Source organism: Flavobacterium fragile, assembly GCF_023634865.1.
GTDB lineage: Bacteria > Bacteroidota > Bacteroidia > Flavobacteriales > Flavobacteriaceae > Flavobacterium > Flavobacterium fragile.
Map to the genome: position 1 here is coordinate 328,491 of NZ_JAMLJN010000002.1, position 20,938 is coordinate 349,428.

22 protein-coding genes are annotated in these 20,938 nt (G+C 32.9%); 20 read left to right on the top strand and 2 right to left on the bottom strand.

Translation table 11 applies throughout. From position 1 onward, the window contains the following. Positions 1-10: 10 nt before the first annotated feature. Together metG and NAT47_RS04010 are read right to left on the bottom strand one after the other, a co-directional pair. On the bottom strand, positions 11-2,068 hold the full coding sequence (gene metG, locus NAT47_RS04005) for a methionine--tRNA ligase (RefSeq protein WP_250580507.1): 2,058 nt from the start codon (positions 2,066-2,068) through the stop codon (positions 11-13). Between the two features lie 89 nt (positions 2,069-2,157). Then, entirely contained in the window at positions 2,158-2,535 is a 378-nt protein-coding gene (locus tag NAT47_RS04010; protein ID WP_250580511.1) for a GxxExxY protein, read from the bottom strand. Positions 2,536-2,776: 241 nt separating this feature from the next. Between NAT47_RS04010 and NAT47_RS04015 the strand changes: the two genes are divergently transcribed. The 20 genes from NAT47_RS04015 (at position 2,777) to NAT47_RS04110 (ending at position 20,894) form a co-directional block, all read left to right on the top strand. Then, positions 2,777-3,673: a S66 peptidase family protein gene (locus NAT47_RS04015; RefSeq protein WP_250580513.1), complete on the top strand. Its 897-nt coding sequence runs from the start codon at positions 2,777-2,779 to the stop codon at positions 3,671-3,673. A gap of 17 nt (positions 3,674-3,690) precedes the next feature. After that, positions 3,691-4,050 (top strand): YraN family protein, encoded by a 360-nt coding sequence (locus tag NAT47_RS04020; RefSeq protein WP_250580515.1) that lies wholly within the window; start codon positions 3,691-3,693, stop codon positions 4,048-4,050. Positions 4,051-4,112: 62 nt separating this feature from the next. Beyond that, on the top strand, positions 4,113-4,778 hold the full coding sequence (locus NAT47_RS04025) for an aspartate kinase (RefSeq protein ID WP_250580517.1): 666 nt from the start codon (positions 4,113-4,115) through the stop codon (positions 4,776-4,778). A gap of 104 nt (positions 4,779-4,882) precedes the next feature. Continuing rightward, a complete protein-coding gene (gene porW / locus NAT47_RS04030) occupies positions 4,883-7,525 on the top strand; it encodes a type IX secretion system periplasmic lipoprotein PorW/SprE (RefSeq protein ID WP_250580519.1) in 2,643 nt (880 codons plus the stop codon). 20 nt (positions 7,526-7,545) lie between these two features. After that, positions 7,546-7,899, top strand: coding sequence for a bactofilin family protein (locus NAT47_RS04035; protein WP_250580521.1), 354 nt, complete (start codon positions 7,546-7,548; stop codon positions 7,897-7,899). A 38-nt stretch (positions 7,900-7,937) separates the two neighbouring features. Beyond that, positions 7,938-8,159, top strand: coding sequence for an AtpZ/AtpI family protein (locus NAT47_RS04040; RefSeq protein ID WP_250580523.1), 222 nt, complete (start codon positions 7,938-7,940; stop codon positions 8,157-8,159). 3 nt (positions 8,160-8,162) lie between these two features. Next, a complete protein-coding gene (locus NAT47_RS04045; RefSeq protein WP_250580525.1) occupies positions 8,163-8,531 on the top strand; it encodes a hypothetical protein in 369 nt (122 codons plus the stop codon). 110 nt (positions 8,532-8,641) lie between these two features. Then, complete coding sequence (gene atpB / locus NAT47_RS04050; RefSeq protein WP_250580738.1) at positions 8,642-9,799, top strand: F0F1 ATP synthase subunit A; 1,158 nt, start codon at positions 8,642-8,644, stop codon at positions 9,797-9,799. Positions 9,800-9,837: 38 nt separating this feature from the next. Then, positions 9,838-10,032, top strand: a complete 195-nt coding sequence (locus NAT47_RS04055; RefSeq protein WP_014165720.1) for an ATP synthase F0 subunit C — start codon at positions 9,838-9,840, stop codon at positions 10,030-10,032. A gap of 88 nt (positions 10,033-10,120) precedes the next feature. Then, positions 10,121-10,621 (top strand): F0F1 ATP synthase subunit B, encoded by a 501-nt coding sequence (locus NAT47_RS04060; RefSeq protein ID WP_250580527.1) that lies wholly within the window; start codon positions 10,121-10,123, stop codon positions 10,619-10,621. 4 nt (positions 10,622-10,625) lie between these two features. Next, positions 10,626-11,159, top strand: coding sequence for an ATP synthase F1 subunit delta (gene atpH, locus NAT47_RS04065; protein WP_250580529.1), 534 nt, complete (start codon positions 10,626-10,628; stop codon positions 11,157-11,159). Positions 11,160-11,173: 14 nt separating this feature from the next. Continuing rightward, complete coding sequence (locus tag NAT47_RS04070) at positions 11,174-11,683, top strand: hypothetical protein (protein WP_250580530.1); 510 nt, start codon at positions 11,174-11,176, stop codon at positions 11,681-11,683. A 15-nt stretch (positions 11,684-11,698) separates the two neighbouring features. Then, positions 11,699-13,276, top strand: coding sequence for a F0F1 ATP synthase subunit alpha (atpA, locus tag NAT47_RS04075; RefSeq protein WP_250580538.1), 1,578 nt, complete (start codon positions 11,699-11,701; stop codon positions 13,274-13,276). Between the two features lie 90 nt (positions 13,277-13,366). Further along, positions 13,367-14,224, top strand: coding sequence for an ATP synthase F1 subunit gamma (gene atpG, locus NAT47_RS04080; protein ID WP_194093524.1), 858 nt, complete (start codon positions 13,367-13,369; stop codon positions 14,222-14,224). 108 nt (positions 14,225-14,332) lie between these two features. Further along, a complete protein-coding gene (locus tag NAT47_RS04085) occupies positions 14,333-14,827 on the top strand; it encodes a hypothetical protein (protein ID WP_250580540.1) in 495 nt (164 codons plus the stop codon). Between the two features lie 116 nt (positions 14,828-14,943). After that, the gene (locus NAT47_RS04090; RefSeq protein ID WP_250580541.1) at positions 14,944-17,286 is read left to right on the top strand and encodes a S9 family peptidase; all 2,343 of its coding nucleotides are present in this window, start codon (positions 14,944-14,946) and stop codon (positions 17,284-17,286) included. 1 nt (position 17,287) lies between these two features. Then, complete coding sequence (locus tag NAT47_RS04095) at positions 17,288-17,713, top strand: GNAT family N-acetyltransferase (RefSeq protein ID WP_250580543.1); 426 nt, start codon at positions 17,288-17,290, stop codon at positions 17,711-17,713. A gap of 73 nt (positions 17,714-17,786) precedes the next feature. Further along, a complete protein-coding gene (locus NAT47_RS04100) occupies positions 17,787-19,244 on the top strand; it encodes a lipopolysaccharide biosynthesis protein (RefSeq protein WP_250580545.1) in 1,458 nt (485 codons plus the stop codon). Between the two features lie 74 nt (positions 19,245-19,318). Then, complete coding sequence (gene dut, locus NAT47_RS04105; protein WP_250580547.1) at positions 19,319-19,753, top strand: dUTP diphosphatase; 435 nt, start codon at positions 19,319-19,321, stop codon at positions 19,751-19,753. A gap of 130 nt (positions 19,754-19,883) precedes the next feature. Further along, positions 19,884-20,894, top strand: a complete 1,011-nt coding sequence (locus tag NAT47_RS04110) for a sugar phosphate nucleotidyltransferase (RefSeq protein WP_250580548.1) — start codon at positions 19,884-19,886, stop codon at positions 20,892-20,894. The last annotated feature ends 44 nt before the right edge of the window (positions 20,895-20,938 follow it).

Consider the following 20,938-nt stretch of genomic DNA (forward strand, 5'->3'; position numbering starts at 1 on the left):
AATATATAATTTAAGATATCATCGCACCATTAATAACGCCTTCCGCATCTGGATTTACGAAAACTAATTTGCCTTCTGCATTGTTAGTCAACAACAACATGCCTTCACTTTCTACACCACGTAAAGCTCTTGGTGCTAAGTTTACTAAAACCGTAACGCGTTTTCCAATTACTTCTTCTGGTGTAAAATGCTCAGCAATTCCAGAAACGATGGTTCTTACATCAATTCCTGTATCTACTTTTAACACTAAAAGTTTATTGGCTTTTGGCATTTTTTCAGCTTCGATGATGGTTCCAATTCGTAAATCTACTTTGGCAAAATCTTCGAAAGTGATAATGTCTTTTTGAGGTTCAGCTTTTGCGTTTTCCACTTTGTTGGCAGTTTTAGTTGCTTCTAATTTGTCTAATTGTTTTTGGATTTCGGCATCTTCAATTTGGGCAAATAAAATTTCTGCTTGACCAATTTGATGTCCTGCTGGTAACAAATCAGTTTTAGTCGTTACATCATTCCAACCTAAAGCATCGATTTTTAAAATATTCGATAATTTTTTAGCCGTAAAAGGTAAAAATGGTTCCGATAAAACCGCTAATGCAGAAGCAATTTGCAACGCTACATACATTTGCGTTTGTACTCTTGCTGGATTTTCTTTTACCATTTTCCATGGTTCTTCATCTGCTAAATATTTGTTTCCTAAACGAGCTACGTTCATTAATTCGCCTAACGCCTCTCTGAATCTATAACGTTCAATAGAACTTGAAATTACAGCTGGATACGCTTTTAATTCGGCTAATGTTTGTTCGTCAACTTCTGAAAATTCGTTTGGAACTGGAACAATTCCGTTATAATATTTATTGGTTAACACCACAACACGATTGATGAAATTTCCAAAAATCGCAGCTAATTCGTTATTATTTCTTGCTTGAAAATCTTTCCAAGTAAAATCGTTGTCTTTTGTTTCTGGAGCATTTGCCGTTAACGCATAACGTAATGCGTCTTGTTTTTCTGGGAAATCTTGCAAATATTCGTGTAACCAAACCGCCCAGTTTTTAGAAGTCGATAATTTGTTTCCTTCTAAATTTAAAAATTCATTTGCTGGAACATTATCGGGTAAAATATAACTTCCTTCCGCTTTTAACATCGCTGGGAAAATGATGCAATGGAAAACGATATTGTCTTTTCCAATGAAGTGAACCAATTTTGTATCGGCATCTTTCCAATACGGTTCCCAATCTTTTCCTTCACGAGCTGCCCATTCTTTGGTTGACGAAATGTAACCAATTGGCGCATCAAACCAAACGTATAATTTTTTTCCTTCGGCACCTTCCACAGGAACATCAATTCCCCAATCCAAATCACGTGTTACCGCTCTTGGCTCTAAACCGCCATCAACCCATGATTTTACTTGTCCGTAAACATTTGGTTTCCAATCGTTTTTGTGCCCTTCTAAAACCCATTCTTTTAAGAACGATTCGTAGCGATTTAAAGGTAAAAACCAGTGTTTTGTTGATTTTAAAATCGGAGTTTCGCCTGTAATAGTTGATTTTGGATTAATTAAATCGGTTGCATTTAAAGTCGAACCACATTTTTCGCATTGATCGCCATACGCTTCTGGATTGTCGCATTTTGGACAAGTTCCGGTTACGAAACGGTCTGCTAAGAATTGATCTGCTTTGGCGTCGTATAATTGTTCGGTAGTTTCTTCGATGAAATCACCGTTATCGTATAATTTTCTAAAAAATTCTGAAGCCGTTTTATGATGAATCTCGGCAGAAGTTCTCGAATAATTATCAAAAGAAATTCCGAAATCTTCAAACGATTTGCGAATGATTCCGTCATATTTATCAATTACTTGTTGAGGCGTAATCCCTTCTTTTTTAGCTTTCATTGAAATCGCCACACCGTGCTCGTCGCTTCCGCAAATGAAAGCCACATCTTTTCCTTGCAAACGCAAATATCTTGCATAAATATCAGAAGGAACATAAACACCTGCTAAATGTCCAATGTGAATAGGTCCGTTTGTATAAGGTAAAGCCGCTGTAATCGTATATCTTTTCGGATTTTCTAACATAATTTATTTTATTTTAACGCAAAGACGCTAAGTTTTTCGCAAAGCTTTGCAAAGAAATTTAAGTTTTAAAAGTGCAAATGTCGTGAAAATTATAATTTATTCACAACTCGTCTGATACCTTCTTTTAAAAGAACTGAATTAAAGTTTAAAAGTAAGCCTAATTTGAAGTTACCAAGCCTTAAATAAGTTAGAGTTTGAGCAAAATGAAGTTCGGAAAGTTCTTCAACACTTTTTAATTCTAAAACGAGTTTATCCTCTACAAGTAAATCGATTCTGTAACCGCAATCTAGTTTTACTTCTTCGAAAATCAATGGAATTGATTTTTCTTTTTCAACTTTAAATCCTGCTTGTACAAGTTTATAATAAAGACATTCTTTATATGTATTTTCAAGTAAGCCAGGTCCTAATGCATTATGAACTTCAATGGCAATTCCAATAACTCTATTTGAGATTTCATTTTCTGTCATTTTTCCTTTTTTAACTTTGCGAAAAACTTCTAAACTTTGCGTTAAATTTTGAACAAATGAAGTATTAATTTAAAAGCACAAAGATTTTTTTATTAAAAACTGAAACAAAAATAATCGATTAGTGATGAAATCCCGAATTTTAATTGGATTTTGTTTACTTTTGAGTTAATAAAATCTGACGATGTATAGATTTATTTTGATACTTATTTTAATTTCAAACTTTTCTCATTCGCAAAAGAAAATGAAAATTCCACCTTATCTTAAAAAAGGCGACACAGTTGCTATTGTTTGTACGGCTCGTAAATTTTTTCCAGAAGATGCAAAACCCGCTATTGAATTATTAGAATCTTGGGGATTAAAAGCCAAATTAGGCAGAACCATAGGTTTAGATAGTTGCCAACTTGGTGGTACTGATGCCGAAAGAATTGCCGATTTTCAAGAAATGATGGATGATGACAACATCAAAGCGATTTGGTGCGCGCGTGGCGGTTATGGTACGGTTCGAATTATCGATTCGTTAGATTTTACCAAATTCAAAAAACATCCGAAATGGATTATGGGATTTTCCGACGTAACGGTTTTGCACAGTCAATTGAATGTGGAACGCGTGGCTACTTTACATTCGATTATGCCGTTTACAGTTCCAAAAGCACCTGAAGAAGTGAAAGAAACCTTACGAAAAGCGCTTTTTGGAGAAGTTGTTTCCTATACAATTCCATCAAAACCATATGATGTAAAAGGAAAAGTTTCGGGCGAATTGGTTGGTGGAAATATTTCGATTTTATATAGTTTGTTAGGTTCTAAATCTTCGATTGATACCAATGGAAAAATTCTCTTTATTGAAGATTTGGATGAATATTTGTATCACATCGACAGAATGATGTACAATTTAAAACGCAATGGGTATTTCGAAAATGTAAAAGGAATTATTGTGGGAAGTATGGCTGATATGCACGATAACGAAATTCCGTTCGGACAAAACGAAGTGCAAATTATTACCGCAATTGCTAAAGAATATAACATTCCAATCGCATTCGAATTTCCAGCGGGACACCAAAAAGACAACCGAACATTGATTCTAGGGAAACAAGTTGATTTTGAAGTAAATGATAATGAAGTGAAGCTTCAATTCCATTAAAATTGACACATTAAGTAATGGCAGAACACAACGATTTAGGAAAATTTGGAGAAGAATTAGCAGTTGACTTCTTAAAAAAAAATGGCTATGAAATCTTAGAAACGAATTGGGTTTTTGATAAAGCCGAAATCGATATTATAGCCCAAAAAAATGGAGTATTAGCCGTTGTTGAAGTAAAAACGCGTTCGAGTATTGAATTTGGTTTGCCTCAAGAATTTGTAAAGCCAAAAAAAATCCAATTATTGGTCAAGGCTGTAAATGAATATGTTGTTCAAAATGATTTAGACGTTGAAGTTCGTTTTGATATTGTTGCAATTCACAAAGAAAACACAGAGTTTGTTATAGAACATATAGAAGAAGCATTTTACTATTTTTGATGTTAAATTTATAACAATTTGTTTTTTGTTTTTATCTTTGCGCCAAACAAACAACTAAAAGTATGAAAACAATATCCTCAGTAGTAGAGCAATACATTAAATCGAAGCCTTTTTTACTAAGTTCGCTCTCGCAAGGAATTATTAATTTAACTTCTTTAGCAAGAATAATGATGCCTGAGTTGGAAGCACATTTAGGAAAAGATGTGAAACAAGGTGCTGTTGTAATGTCATTAAAAAGACTTTCTGAAGAGTTGGATTTCAAAATCAACTATAAAATTTCAAAGGTTTTAAAAAATATTGGCGAAATTACGGTTCGTTCGTCATTAACAGATTATAGTTTTGTTATTTCTGATACCCTTTTAGACAATCAAGCAAAATTGATGTCTGAAATTAATAAACAGCAAGATATTTTTTATACTTCATCTCGCGGTGTTAATGAAACAAATATTGTAACAAGTACATCTATTGCGCCCCTTGTCGAATCTTTTTTTAAAAACGAAAAGTTAACACACAAAATTGAAAATTTATCTTCTATAACAGTAAAATTGCCTCAGGAAAACATTTCAACTCCGGGGGTTTATTATTACATTTTTCAAAGATTGGCCTGGGAAGGAATTATTATTCATGAAGTAATTTCTACGACCAATGAGTTTACCATTATTGTTAGCGATGAACAAATTGATGTAGCTTTTAAGGTAATAAAGGATCTTAAAAATGTATTTGATTAATAAAAATGGTTGTATTTTTTTTCACATCAAAAAAAGAAACGTATTTTTACCCATCTGTATACTAAAAAGTAATTTTAGTAGTTTAAGTACAAAAACGTTTTAAATTGAAAATCACTATAAAAAAATATTATTTAGGATTAGGTTTTTTATTCATTTTAATAGCTTGTTCTGTTAAGAAGGATAAATTCGTTAACCGAAATTTCCATGCTGTTACAACGGAATATAATGTTCTGTTCAACGGGAATGTTGCACTCGAAAATGGTTTGAAAGAATTAAATACAACGTATCAAGATAATTTTTGGGAAATTTTACCCATCGAACGTGTTTCTAGTCTTGAAGATGCACTTTTACCAGGGCAAACAAAGAATCAGAACTTTGAACGTGCTGAAGAAAAAGCTGTAAAAGCAATTCAAAAGCATTCCATGAACGTCGCTGGGACTGAAAAGAATCCTCAAATGGATGAAGCCTATTTGTTATTGGCTAAGGCGCGTTACTACGAAAATCGTTTCATTCCTGCTTTAGAAGCATTAAACTATATCTTATATAAATATCCTTTGAGTGATAGAATTTATCATGCTAAAGTATGGCGAGAAAAAGTAAATATTCGATTGGATAATGAAGATGTTGCTATTAAAAATCTAAAACTCCTCTTGAAAGATAAAAAAATTGAAGGACAAGATTTAGCCGACGCTAATGCAATGTTAGCTCAGGCTTATATGAATCTTCAAATTAATGATACGGCTGTTGCAGCAATAAAAATTGCAAAAGAAACCACAAAAAGCAATGACGAAAAGGCACGATATGCTTTTATTTTAGGGCAATTGTATGAAAATCTAAATTATCATGATAGTGCTTACGCTGCTTTTCAGGAGGTAATTGATATGAATAGAAAGTCGCCTCGTAGATACGTAATTCAATCACACGCTAAACAAGCATCACAGTTTGATTACAAAAATGGAGATACTTTGCTTTTTGTTGAAAAATTTAATGCACTTTTAGAAGACAGAGAAAATCGTCCATATTTAGATATTTTAAATCATCAAATGGGGCTTTTTTATGATAAATTAGGTGTTTACAAAAAAGCTAAATTTTATTATAATAAATCTGTAAAATCAGGGTCTCAAGATAAATATCTAGTAGCTTCAAATTATAGAAATATAGGGGAAATTTATTTTAAAGATGCTCAATATAAAATAGCTGGTAAATATTACGATAGTACCTTATCGAGTTTAAAAGAAAGAACGAGAGAGCATAGAAAAATCAAGAAAAAAAGAGACAATTTAGACGATGTAATCAAATACGAAACCATTGCACAACAGAATGATAGTATTTTGAAAGTGGTAGCAATGAGTTTTTCTGAAAGAAAAAATTATTATGAGGATTACATTGCAAAATTAAAAATTGAAGACGATAGAAAAGCTAAAATAGCAGCAGAAAAAGCTGAAAAAGAAGCGAACACAAAAGCTAATTCTCAAGCTAATGCCAATAAAAATTTAAATGCTTTTAATGCTGATGATGCTGCTTTTGGAAAAAAAGATATAAGTGTTATAGATAGCCCTATGCCAATGCTTCCGCCAGGAATAAACTCTAAATCAGACGGAAGTAATTTTTATTTTTACAATCCAGTAGCTGTAGAATTTGGAAAAAAAGAGTTTCAGTCGCGATGGGGTAAACGCTCATTAGTAGACAATTGGAGGTTGTTATCTTCGGATAAAAATTCAGATAAAGAAGACCAGATTGCCTTAGACAATGAAACTGATGGTCAAACCAATGAAGAGAAAGCTTTGGATCCTAAATATGATGTTCAAACGTATTTATCTAAAATTCCTACGGATCAGGAATTAATTGCAACTTTTGTAAAAGATCGAAATTTTGCCTATTATCAGTTGGGTATAATTTACAAAGAAAAGTTCAAAGAATACGAGTTGGCGGCTTCCCGTTTAGAACAACTTTTGAAAAACAATCCAGAGGAAAGATTAATACTTCCAGCGATGTATAATTTGTACAAAATTTACCAACAAATACATCCAGATAAAGCATCAATGGTAAAACAACAAATTTTGAATCAATATCCAGAAAGTAGATATGCCCAGATTATAAAAAATCCAGAAACTGAAATTACTGATGAAGATAATCCAGAAATTGTTTTTAATCAACTATATAAAAATTTTGAAAAAAATCAAATAAGAGAGGTTTATACAGCTCTTGATGATGCTATACTTAGATTTACAGGTGAGGAATCGCTTCCAAAGTTTGAAATGCTTAAAGCAAAAGTAAGCGGAAGGTTAAAAGGAATAGAAGATTATAAAAGCGCATTAAACTTTGTTGCTTTAACTTATCCAAATGTTGAAGAAGGAAAACAAGCAGAAAAAATGCTTAAGGATGAAATTCCAACTATTGAAGCATTGAATTTTGGAAATACAGCAGCAACATCGTTTAAGATTATTTTTCCTAAAAAATATCCTTATGAAAAAGAAGTAAAGAATCTTACGGATAAAATTTCAAACTATTTAAAAGATATCAATAATACAACTTTAAAGACTTCGGAGGATATTTATACGTTAACCGACAACTTTATTGTAATCCATGGTTTTGATAATAAAGATGCTGCAATATCAGTATTATCAGTACTACAATTGCATAAAAATTACAAATTATCCGACAAAGCTTATATAATTTCAACTGAGGATTACAAGATTATACAAATGAAAAAGAAGTTGAACGAATGGATTTTGTTAAATAAATAACAACCCAAATACCTATTAATATGTTTGAAAAAGTTAAAAATGAAGATCATTTATTAGGACAGACTAATAGAATTGTGGAAGGAACAACTATTACTGGAGATATTACAACACAAGCAGATTTTAGATTGGATGGGAAATTAAAAGGGAATTTTACTTCAGAAGGCAAAATAGTAATTGGTCCTAAAGGAGAAGTAATTGGAGATATTATTTGTAAAAATATTGATATTGAAGGTGTGTTTTCAGGAAAATTACAAGCCGAAGGAATGCTAAATGTAAAATCAAAAGCGCACATCACAGGAGAAGTAATCGTTGGTAAATTAGCTGTCGAACCAGGAGCTCGTTTTGAAGCTAGTTGTGAAATGCGAAACACCTAAGTTGTTGAATTCTAAATAAAAAGCAAATCCTAAAAAACATGGATTCCAAAAAAAGACAACCGAATAAATGGTTAGCTTTAATCACTATCCCATTTCAAATGGGATTAGTTATTTTTGGATTTTCCTATTTAGGAACTTGGTTAGATGCAACTAATAATAATATGGCAACAACCAATTTTAAGATTTTTACATTAATTGGAGTATTTATTGCCATTTATCAAGTAATAAGTCAAGTGAATCAAATAAATAAAAACAAATAAGATATGTCAGTTTATGCTAAGGTAGCAATCGTAGTGGGAATTGTTTTTGGAATTCATTTTGGAATCGCACAGTTTATGGATGCTAATTTTCATAGGGTTAATTTTTTGGTTTCCTATGTGAGTCAGGCGGTTTTAACAGCGCTTATTTTATCGGTCTTACTTCAAATTGATAAAAAAGCAAAAGAACAATTAGGATATGCCTTTTTAGGATTAACCTCTGCGAAAGTAATTTTGAGTTACCTTATTGCGACCCAATTTTTGTTTCAAGGTATAGAAGTTGCAAAAGAAATTAAGATACATTTTTTCGTAGCATTTTTAGTTTTTTTAGGCTTAGACGCTTACTTTGTAATAAGATTATTAAATAAAAAATAATTTTCAAGTAAAAAAGCAACAATTTTTCAAAAAATGTATTTAAGAAACTTGGAATATTAATTAAAATTGTACTTTTGCAAAAATTTTTAGGAAACATAAGAATTATAGTTATGATGATTTTAAGGAAACCCATTTCCATTTTAACAGCGATATTGTTTTTAACAAGTTCAATGGTTTTTTCTGCAAGTGAAACTACTGATTCTTTACAAGTAGCCACAGCGCCTGCAACAACAGAAGTTGAAGCACATGGAGAGCACGCAGAAGAAGCAAAATCGCCAAAAGAAGTTGTTAATGCTCATATTCAGCACCACCTTCAAGACGATTACTATTTTACATTTTTTGCTGATGAGGCAGAAGGTAAGCATTATGGGTTCCCACTTCCAGTAATTTTAATTGATGGAGGATTAAAAGTTTTCTCAGCATCTAAATTCCACTACGGTGAAACAGTTGCTGAAGTAGACGGTAAATTCTACAAATTATACCACGGAAAAATTTACGAAACAAACGCTGCTGGTGACTTAACTATGGATGATCACCACCACCCAACAAACAAAATGCCTTTGAATTTTTCGATGACTAAAAATGTAGTTTCGTTAATTCTTACTGCGGTAATTTTATTCTTCTTATTTGTTGGATTAGCTAAAACATACAAAAACGGACATAACAATTTACCAAAAGGTTTCAGCAGAGTGTTAGAGCCTCTTGTATTATATGTTCGTGATGAAATTGCAAGACCAAACATTGGTGAGAAAAAATATAAAAAATTCATGCCTTATTTGTTAACGGTATTCTTCTTAATTTGGTTGTTAAACTTATTAGGATTAACACCGCTAGGAATTAACGTAACAGGAAACATTGCTTTCACTTTATGTGCTGCTTTATTTACTTTCTTTATTACACAATTCAGTGCGAATAAAGAGTATTGGGGACACATTTTCTGGATGCCGGGAGTTCCTGTTCCAATGAAAATTATCTTAGCGCCAATTGAGGTATTAGGTATGTTCACAAAACCATTCTCATTAATGATCCGTCTTTTTGCTAACATTACAGCGGGTCACACAGTAGTAATGGGATTAATTGCAATCGTATTTTTAATGAAAGAACAATTAACAGTAGGTGGAGCTACAGCAGTTTCATTAGCTTTAACTTTGTTTATTTCGGTTATTGAAATATTAGTGGCGTTTTTACAAGCGTATATTTTTACAATGTTGTCATCTTTATTTATAGGTATGGCAGTTCAAGATCATCATCACGACGATCATCATTAATTAGTATAAATTTTGTTTAATTATATAAATCAATTATCATGACAATTCCAAATTTAGTAGGAGCTGGTTTAATCGTAATCGGAGCTGGTTTAGGTTTAGGTAAAATTGGTGGATCTGCAATGGATGCTATTGCTCGTCAACCAGAAGCTGCTGGAAAAATCCAAACTGCAATGATTATCATTGGAGCGTTATTAGAAGGTTTAGCATTCGGTGCTTTAATCTTAGGAGCTTAATTAAAAAAACAACACCTGTAGCGGTTGGCTACAAGTGTTGTTTAATTAAACAGTATTTTAAAAAAAGAATTTTATAAAGACTATATAAATGGATAAGTTAATCAACGATTTTTCTTATGGTTTGTTTTTTTGGCAAGCTATTATTTTATTCATATTAATTGTATTATTAGCTAAATTTGCTTGGAAACCTATCTTAGCAGCATTAGCCGCTCGTGAAGAAGGTATTTCTAATGCTTTGTTAGCAGCAGAAAACGCTAAGAAAGACATGCAAAACCTTAAAGCGGATAATGAAAAATTATTAGCTGAAGCAAGAGCGGAAAGAGATGCTATGATCAAAGAAGCAAGAGAAATCAAAGAAAAAATGATTGCTGATGCTAAATCTGAGGCGCAAGCACAAGGTGAAAAAATGATTGAATCAGCGAAAGCTTCAATCGAAAGTGAGAAAAATGCAGCTATGGCAGAATTGAAAAATCAAGTTTCAACTTTGTCATTAGAAATTGCTGAGACATTATTAAAAGGAGAATTATCTAACAAAGAAGCTCAAACTAAATTGGTTGAGAAAATGTTAGGTGACGCTAAATTAAACTAATATCATGGCAGGAACTAGAGCAGCAATTCGATACGCTAAAGCCATTTTGGACATTGCTAAAGAAAACAATTCTGTTGATGCAGTAAATGCAGACATGACTTCAATTGTAAATGCAATTAAAGATAGTGCAGAATTAAAAGACTTTTTGCAAAGCCCAATTATTAAAGGGGAAATTAAATTTTCTTCTTTAAACGAAATTTTTACTTCTGCTCAAAAAGAGACAAAAGGATTATTTCAGTTGCTTTTAGTAAACAAAAGATTTGAATTATTAAACGATGTTGCTTTACAGTTCAATGCTTTATACGATGAACTTAACGGAATTGAAGTAGCTAAAGTTACAACAGCTGTTCCAATGACGCCTGAGTTAGAAACTAAAGTGTTGGCAAAAATTGCATCGTTTTCAAATAAAAAAATCACCATTCAAAATATTGTAGATCCAGCCATCATTGGAGGATTTATTTTAAGAATTGGTGACAAACAATACAATGCATCTGTAGCAAACAGTTTGCAAAATTTAAAAAGAGAGTTTAGTAATTAATTATTCTTTGTTAAATGAAAAAAGTTTTACTACTCTTATTGATGTTATTTTCTGTTTTAGGTTACTCTCAAAAGTTCAAATTTAAGAACCAAGAAGTATTAGTAGATGGTAACATATGGTTAAAGTATGATGGTTGTGGTGGATTTGATTCTTTCTGTTCGCTTGTAAATACCACTAACGGGGACGAAATTATTTTTATAAAAGTCATTCGCGTTTCTGGGGTTGAAGCAAGAATACCATCAAACCCTGATGGAGATTTAGTTTATTGGGAAGTTTCTTTTTTAGGTTTGAATAAAAAAATTGAATTAAAAAAATCTTCTAAATCAATTGTTGAATTACTTTATAAATCTAAAGTAATTAATGAAGATCAAACTTTAAATGAAGAAAAAGTTAATTTACTTGTAGAAAAGTATGGAACTGAATTTTCAGATAGATTAAATAAATCAAATAATGGTCAAACCATTATTATCAATAATAATCAAGAGCCAAAGAAATCTGGCATAAATATTAATATAGGAGGATAATAATTATATATAATTATGGCTGAAATTAAACCTGCTGAAATATCAGCAATATTAAAACAACAGTTATCTGGTTTTGAATCAGGTGCAACGTTAGAGGAAGTTGGAACTGTACTTCAAGTAGGAGACGGTATCGCTCGTGTTTACGGATTATCAAACGCTCAATACGGAGAGTTAGTACAATTCGAAAACGGATTAGAGGCTATCGTTTTGAACTTAGAAGAAGACAATGTTGGGGTAGTACTTTTAGGACCATCAACAGGAATCAAAGAAGGTTCTACAGTAAAAAGAACACAACGTATAGCTTCTCTTAAAGTAGGAGAGCAAATGGTAGGTCGTGTTGTAGATACTTTAGGTAACCCAATCGACGGTAAAGGTCCAATCGGTGGTGAGTTATATGAGATGCCATTAGAAAGAAAAGCTCCTGGAGTTATTTTCCGTCAGCCAGTAACTGAACCATTACAAACAGGAGTAAAAGCAGTTGATGCGATGATTCCAGTAGGTCGTGGACAACGTGAGTTAGTTATTGGTGACCGTCAAACTGGTAAATCAACAGTTTGTATCGATACGATCTTAAATCAAAAAGAATTTTATGATGCAGGTCAACCTGTATTCTGTATCTATGTTGCTGTAGGTCAAAAAGCTTCAACTGTTGCTGCTTTAGCAAAAACATTAGAAGAAAAAGGAGCTATGGCATATACCATCATCGTAGCGGCTAACGCTTCAGATCCTGCTCCAATGCAAGTTTACGCTCCTATGGCGGGTGCTGCTATCGGAGAATATTTCAGAGATTCTGGTCGTCCAGCTTTAATTGTTTATGATGATTTATCTAAACAAGCAGTTGCTTACCGTGAGGTATCTTTATTATTAAGAAGACCACCAGGACGTGAGGCTTACCCTGGAGACGTTTTCTACTTACACTCTCGTTTATTAGAAAGAGCTTGTAAAGTTATCGCTAACGACGAAATCGCTAGAAATATGAACGATTTGCCAGATTCTATCAAAGGAATCGTTAAAGGTGGTGGTTCGTTAACAGCGTTACCAATTATTGAAACTCAAGCGGGTGACGTTTCTGCATATATCCCAACAAACGTAATTTCGATTACAGACGGACAGATCTTCTTAGATGGTGATTTATTCAACTCTGGAGTTCGTCCTGCAATTAACGTAGGTATTTCGGTATCTCGTGTTGGAGGTAATGCACAAATCAAATCCATGAAAAAAGTTGCTGGTACATTAAAATTAGACCAAGCACAATTCCGTGAGTTAGAAGCTTTCGCGAAATTTGGTTCTGATTTAGATGCGGTTACCTTAAACGTAATTGAAAAAGGTAAGAGAAACGTTGAAATCTTAAAACAAGGTTTAAACTCTCCATTTACAGTTGAAAATCAGGTTGCAATAATCTATGCAGGTTCTAAAAACTTGTTAAGAAATGTGCCAGTTGATAAAGTAAAAGAATTCGAAAAAGATTATTTAGAGTTCTTAAATGCAAAACACAGAGATACATTAGATGCGTTAAAAGCAGGTAAATTTGATGACAAAATTACTGACGTTTTAGAAAACGTAGCTAAAGAAATTTCAGCAAAATATAATTAATAGTATTAAGTATCAAGTATTAAGACGAAAGACTTTGATATTACAGAGCATTAGTCTTAATACTTAATACTAAAATCTTAATACAATAACATGGCAAACTTAAAGGAAATACGTAATAGAATTACTTCTGTTTCATCTACGATGCAAATTACATCGGCGATGAAAATGGTTTCTGCTGCTAAATTAAAAAAAGCGCAAGACGCCATTACGGCTATGCGTCCGTATGCAGAAAAACTTACTGAACTATTACAAAACTTAAGTGCAACTCTTGAAGGAGAAGTTGGTGGTGCTTTTACAACTCAGAGAGAAGTAAAAAAAGTACTTATCGTTGCAATTACTTCTAATAGAGGTTTGTGTGGTGCGTTCAATTCAAACGTTATCAAACAAGTAAAAGTAGTAGCTGATGCTTACCAAGGAAAACAAGTTGATGTTTTTGCTATCGGTAAAAAAGGAAACGACGTTTTACGTAAAACCCACAATGTGGTTGACGTTCAAAACGGTGTTTTTGACCAATTGACTTTTGACAATGCAGCAGCTATTGCACAGCAGTTAATGGATAAATTCGTAGCAGGTGAATATGATAAAATTGAAATCGTATATAACGAATTCAAAAATGCAGCGACTCAAATTGTAAGAACGCAACAGTTTTTACCTTTAGCTCCAATTGTTGGTGGCGAAGTAGTAGCTTCTGATTATATTTTTGAACCTTCTAAAGAAGAAATTGTGTTGACTTTGATTCCAAAATCATTAAAAACACAATTATACAAATCGATTAGAGATTCATTTGCAGCAGAACACGGAGCACGTATGACCGCAATGCACAAAGCAACCGATAACGCTACAGAATTAAGAAACCAATTAAAATTAACTTACAACAAAGCACGTCAAGCAGCAATTACTGGAGAAATCCTTGAGATTGTTGGTGGAGCTGAAGCTTTGAATAACTAATTTTAATTTAGATTTCATAAAGAGTCCCGATTTATTCGGGATTTTTTTGTTTTATATTTGTGATAGTAATAAATAAAAAACTAAGGAATTTACTAAAACTATAAATCAGTGAGAATAAAGATTGGAGATGTTTTTTCCGTTAATATTTCTGAATCAGAAAAAAAATTTTTTCAGTACATTGCTGTTGATTCAACGCAGTTAAATAGTGATGTAATAAGATCATTTAATAGAAAATATTTGCTCAATGAAATTGTTGAAATAGAATCAATATTAGATGGTGAAATAGATTTCTATGCCCATTGTGTAATAAAGTTAGGTTTAAAAATGAAACTGTGGGAAAAAGTCGGCAATTCAAATAAAACAGGAGAACTTCAAAATATACTTTTTAGAGGTTCAAGAGATTCAGGATGTAAGCCAGGTGAACAAATAAAGTTCTCAACAGACTGGTATGTTTGGAAAATTAATGATAAAGATTTCACTTTTGTTGGAAAATTGGAAGGTGATAATATTAAAGCTGAGCTTGGTTTAGTAGTAAATCCATATGATGTAATTGAGAGAATGAGAACAGGTAATTTTAGTTTTTTTTATCCCGATTATGAATAATTTAACCAGATAGCGCGGAATTGCATTCCGAACCCATACATCGGTAATTCATTTAACAAAACCTTTTTTCCCTCATTTACTTTTATTGGTATATTTGTAAGAATAACAATTAACCAATGAAAAAATATATATCTTTCGTTTTAGTACTTTTTACCTTTTTGGCTTCGGCACAAAATCTTCGTTTAGAAGACATCATGAAAGGAAATGAATTCATCGGGCACCAACCGGATAATCATCGTTGGTCAATCGATGGGCAAACCGTTTTATTCGATTGGAATCCGAATAACGAAATAGGAACTAGCACGTATTTCTGGAATTCCACTTTAAAAACACCGCAAAAAGTAACGACTTCAAATCCTATTTACGATTTGGATTTTATGGCAACTCAAAAAGAGTATGATGTGGTGTATTATACCAATCAAGGTGTTTTGTATTCGTATACCAAATCCAATAAAAAAACGAAAAAAGTCATTCAATTAGCCGAACGCATTAATTCGGTGGATAGAAGCAGTAATCCTGATATTATTTTTTTTCAGCAAAATCGCAATGTATATCAATTCAATACCAAAGATTTTTCGATTGTTCAATTGACCAATTTTAAATCTGGAAAAGAAAATAAAGTTTCAAAAGAAGAAGATTCTTTTTTAAAAAACCAACAGGCAGCATTGTTTCAATTTGTTCGTGATGAAGAAGCGTCTTCAAAATGGTATGAAGAAAAATCAAAATCTAAAAAAGAGAAATTCCCGAAAGAAATCTATTACGATAAATCTTCGTTAGAGCAAATTAAACCCTCGCCAGATGGAAAATTTGTAACCTTCCGTCTTTCAGATTATCCAAATCAGCCCTCAACAAATGTTGAAAACTTCATCACCGCTGATGGTTTTACACGTCAAGAAAAAGCACGAGCAAAAGTTTCGACATCTAATTTCAGTAAGCATAAATTCGGAATTTTCAATGTCGAAAAAGATACCACGTATTACGTTTCATTTTCGAATTTAAATGGAATCAAAGACGCACCAAAATACTATCAAGATTACGAAAATCTAAAAGATAAAACGGATTACGAAACGGCTATTGTAATGATGAGTCCGGTATATAGTCCAGACGGGAAAAACGCCGTTTTAGAAATCAGAAGTCAAGACAACAAACACCGTTGGATTGTGCAATTGGATTTAACTTCAGGAAAAATCACCGAGTTAGACCACCAACAAGACGAAGCATGGATTGGCGGACCCGGAATTCCAGGCTATAGTTTCAGTAGCGGAACTTTAGGTTTTATTGATAATTCTACTTTTTATTTTCAATCGGAAGCTACTGGTTTTTCGCATTTGTACACATACAATTTTAAAACCAAGAAAAAAGAAGCGTTAACAAAAGGGAATTGGGAAGTTCGTGAAGTGAAATTAGCCAACGATAAAAAATCATTTTACCTTACGACTACAACAACGCATCCAGGTAACAGAAGTTTTTACAAATTAGACATCGCTTCCAAAAAAATGACGGGAATTTTAACCAATGACGGTAACTATGAAGTAGAAGTATCTCCCGATGAAAAAACACTTTTGGTGCGTTATTCGTATAAAAACAAACCTTGGGAATTATACGTTGGAGCTAATAAGCCAAATTCGGAATTAAAACAAATTACGTTTTCCACTACACCAGAATTCAAAAAATACAATTGGAAAACACCTGAAGTCATCACCTTTAAAGCCGAAGACGGAACCAATGTTTACGCACGTTTGTACCAACCTAAAATGGAAAATAAGAACAAAGCTGCAGTAATTTTTGTTCATGGAGCAGGATATTTGCAAAACGCCCACAATTATTGGAGTACCTACCACAGAGAATACATGTTTCACAACATGTTAACCGATTTAGGCTACACCGTTTTAGACATCGATTACAGAGCTAGTGATGGTTACGGTCGCGATTTTAGAACGGGAATTTACCGTCACATGGGCGGAAAAGATTTATCGGATCAATTAGATGGAAAGAAATATTTAGTTCAAAATTTAGGAATAGACGCCAACCGAGTGGGAATTTACGGAGGTTCGTATGGCGGATTCATCACATTGATGGCATTGCTAACAGAGCCAGGCGAATTCAAAGCTGGAGCTGCTTTACGTTCGGTTACCGATTGGGCGCATTATAATCACGGTTATACGTCAAACATCTTGAATTTCCCAGAAACTGATCCAGAAGCGTACAAAAAAAGTTCCCCGATTTATTTCGCGAATAACTTACAAGACAAATTGTTAATGTTACACGGAATGGTAGACGATAACGTGCAATTTCAAGACATTGTTCGATTGACGCAACGTTTCATCGAATTAGGTAAAAAAGATTGGGATTTAGCAGTTTTCCCAGTAGAAGCACACGGTTTCACAGAAACGTATTCTTGGGTTGACGAATACCGAAGAATTTTAAATTTATTCAACGAAAATCTATTACAAAAATAAAATGTCACAGTTAATAGAATTAGGAACTAAAGCCGAAATGTTAGAGCAATTGCCTATCATTCAACAGTTGTATCCTGATTATACGCTTGAAATTTATGGGAATTTGCTAGACAAAATGATTCCGCACAATTATAAACAATTAATTGTAGTCGAAAACGGAATCACAATGGGTTTGGCAGGATTTTGGATTGGAACAAAATTGTGGTGCGGAAAATACTTAGAAATGGATAATGTGGTCGTACATGAAGATTTTCGTTCTAAAGGAATAGGAAGTATTATGACGAATTATCTCAATCAAAAAGCCATTGATGAAGATTGTAACATGATAGCTTTAGATGCTTACACGACCAATTTTGGAGCCCAAAAATTCTACATGAATCACGGATTTGTTCCCAAAGGGTTTCATTTTGTGAAATACTTGAAGTAACCGAATCTAATCTTGGATATGCTTCGCTAAAACCTAAGTTTTAACTACATTTGTTAAATAAAAATTAAGTAATTTGAGTTCAGGAAAAAGCCTTTTTAAACAAACCTTAATCTATGGATTGGCAACAGTTTTGCCAAGAATGCTTAGTTTTCTGCTGGTACGATTATATACAGATTATTTGCCAAACAAAGAATATGGCGAAGTTTCTGTAATTTTTTCATATTTAGTTTTTTTCAATGTAGTTTTATCTTATGGAATGGAAACGGCTTTTTTTCGATTTTATAATTCGGAAGAGAACAAAGGAAAAGTAATTTCAACCTCTTCAATTTCTATCTTATGGTCAACAATTGGATTCTTAGCCTTGTTTCTCTTGTTCCGAAATAACTTAGCGCTTTGGTCAGAAATTAAGGTAGAATACATCGTTTTCACGATTTGGATTTTAGCTTTAGATGCACTAGCGATTATTCCATTTTCTAAAATTAGAGCCGAAAGCCGTCCTGTGAAATACGCTTTTATTAAAATATTTAATGTTGTAATCAATTTATCTTTAAATGTTTTCTTCTTAGCTTTTTTACCAAAATGGGCTGAAAATACAGATAGTATAATAGTACAATCTATCTATTTTGAGAATTTTCAAATTGGTTATATTTTCGTTTCAAGTTTAATCGCAAGTTTAGTAACATTATTATTCGTTTTACCCGATTATTTCAAAATCAAATGGCAATTTGATGCTGACTTGTGGAAGAAAATGATGAAATACGGTTTACCCATTTTAGTAGCCGGAATTGCATTCGCAATCAACGAACATTTCGATAAAATCTTATTGGATTGGATGCAAGTCGATATGGCTGATATTGGAGCCTATTCCGCTTGTTATAAAATAGGGATGTTTATGGTGTTGTTCCGAACCGCTTATTCTTTAGGAATTGAACCGTTTTTCTTTAGTCATGCTAAGAATGAAAATGCACCTCAAACCTACGCTACGATTACCAAGTATTTTGTCATTTTTGGTTCGTTTATTTGCTTAGGCGTTATTGTTTTTGCCGATATTTTGAAATTGATTTTGGTGCCGAAAGAAACATATTGGGATGCGATGGATGTGGTTCCATTAATTGTGTTGGCTAATTTCTTTTTAGGTATTTACACCAATTTATCCATTTGGTACAAATTAATCGATAAAACTAGAGTGGGAGCTTATATTTCAATTGTTGGAGCTATAGTAACTTTAGTTTTAAACTTGATTTTAATTCCATTCATCAGTTATGTGGGTTCTGCAATTGCTACCATTTTGGCTTACGGAACCATGATGTTTATTTCGTATTACATGGGACAAAAAAAATATCCAATTCCATACGATAAGAAATCCATTTTTACTTATTTAGGATTAGCGATAGTACTTTCTGGAATTTCATTTTATGTGCCCATTTTACGCGAAACTTATGTCTTTGGAATTGCAGCTATCTTGTTTTTTGCTTACTTTGTGTACCGAAACGAAAAAGAAACCATTTTAACGATTATCAGAAGAAAATAATAACTTTGAATTATAGATTTGGTAAGAATTTCTCCAATTTCTAAAATCTGTGTTCCAAAAAAAAAGAATTAAAAATGCAAATCAAAATTATCAATAAATCCAATCACGAGTTACCTAACTACGAAACTATCGCTTCAGCAGGAATGGATTTACGTGCGAATATTTCAGAACCCATCACTTTAAAATCACTAGAAAGAACCATCGTAAAAACCGGACTTTTCATTGAATTGCCAATAGGTTACGAAGCACAAGTACGTCCAAGAAGCGGTTTGGCAGCTAAGAAAGGAATCACAGTGTTAAATTCACCCGGAACAATTGATGCGGATTACCGAGGAGAAATTGGTGTGATTTTAGTAAATTTATCCAATGAAGATTTTGTCATCGAAAACGGAGAAAGAATCGCCCAATTAATTATCGCCAAACACGAAAGAGCAGAATGGATTGAAGTAACCGAATTGTCAGAAACTTCTAGAGGAGAAGGCGGTTTTGGTAGTACGGGAGTGAAGTAAAGTGTTCAGTGTTCAGCCCCAGTTAGCAGTTTGTCTGACTGAGCGGAGTCGAAGTCTCAAGTATAAAGTGTTCAGAAAAAATATCAAAATAGAATCTTAGCGAACTTTGCATTTAAAATAAAAATATATCATGAAAATAATTGTACCTATGGCAGGTCGTGGTTCACGCCTTCGTCCACATACCTTAACCGTTCCAAAACCATTAATTCCAGTAGCAGGAAAACCTATCGTTCACCGATTAGTAGAGGATATTGCTGGCGTTTTAAATCAGAAAATAGACGAAGTGGCGTTTATTATTCATGAGAGTTTTGGTAAACAAGTAGAAGCAGATTTAATTGCTATTGCCCAAAAATTAGGAGCAAGAGGAACCATTTACTATCAAAACGAAGCACTAGGAACGGGTCACGCGATTATGTGTGCGAAAGATTCATTGGAAGGTCCAGCGGTTATCGCTTATGCGGATACGTTAATTCGTGCGGATTTTGATTTAGACACAACTGCCGATAGCGTAATTTGGGTAAAACAAGTCGACCAACCTGAAGCTTTTGGTGTGGTAAACTTAAATGAAAAAGGTGAAATTATCGAATTGGTAGAGAAACCTAAAGAATTTGTATCCGATTTAGCCGTAATCGGAATTTACTATTTTAAAGATATTGCGGTTTTGAAAAACGAATTACAATCGGTATTAGACAACAACATCATTCACGGTGGCGAATACCAAATTAATGATGGTATTAAACAAATGATGGCAAAAGGCATGAAATTTGTACCAGGACAGGTAGACGAGTGGATGGATTGTGGAAATAAAGATGTTACAGTAGAAACCAATACTAGAATGTTAGGTTTTTTATATAACGATGGAGAAAATTTAGTTTCGGCTGATGTGAAATTAGAGAATTCAACTATTATTCCACCATGTTATATAGGGGAAGATGTAGTTTTGATTAATGCAACCGTAGGTCCAAATGTTTCATTAGGAAAAGGATGTCATGTTATTGATTCAACAATAAAAAATAGTTTGATTCAAACTCACGCACATATCAAAAATGCCAATCTAGATAATGCAATGATAGGAAATCATGTGAATTTTGATGGCAATTTTACAAGTATAAGTATTGGTGATTATTCGGTTTTAGAATAATGTTTTGAAGTTTTGTATTACAATGTTTAATTGAGCATTAAAAA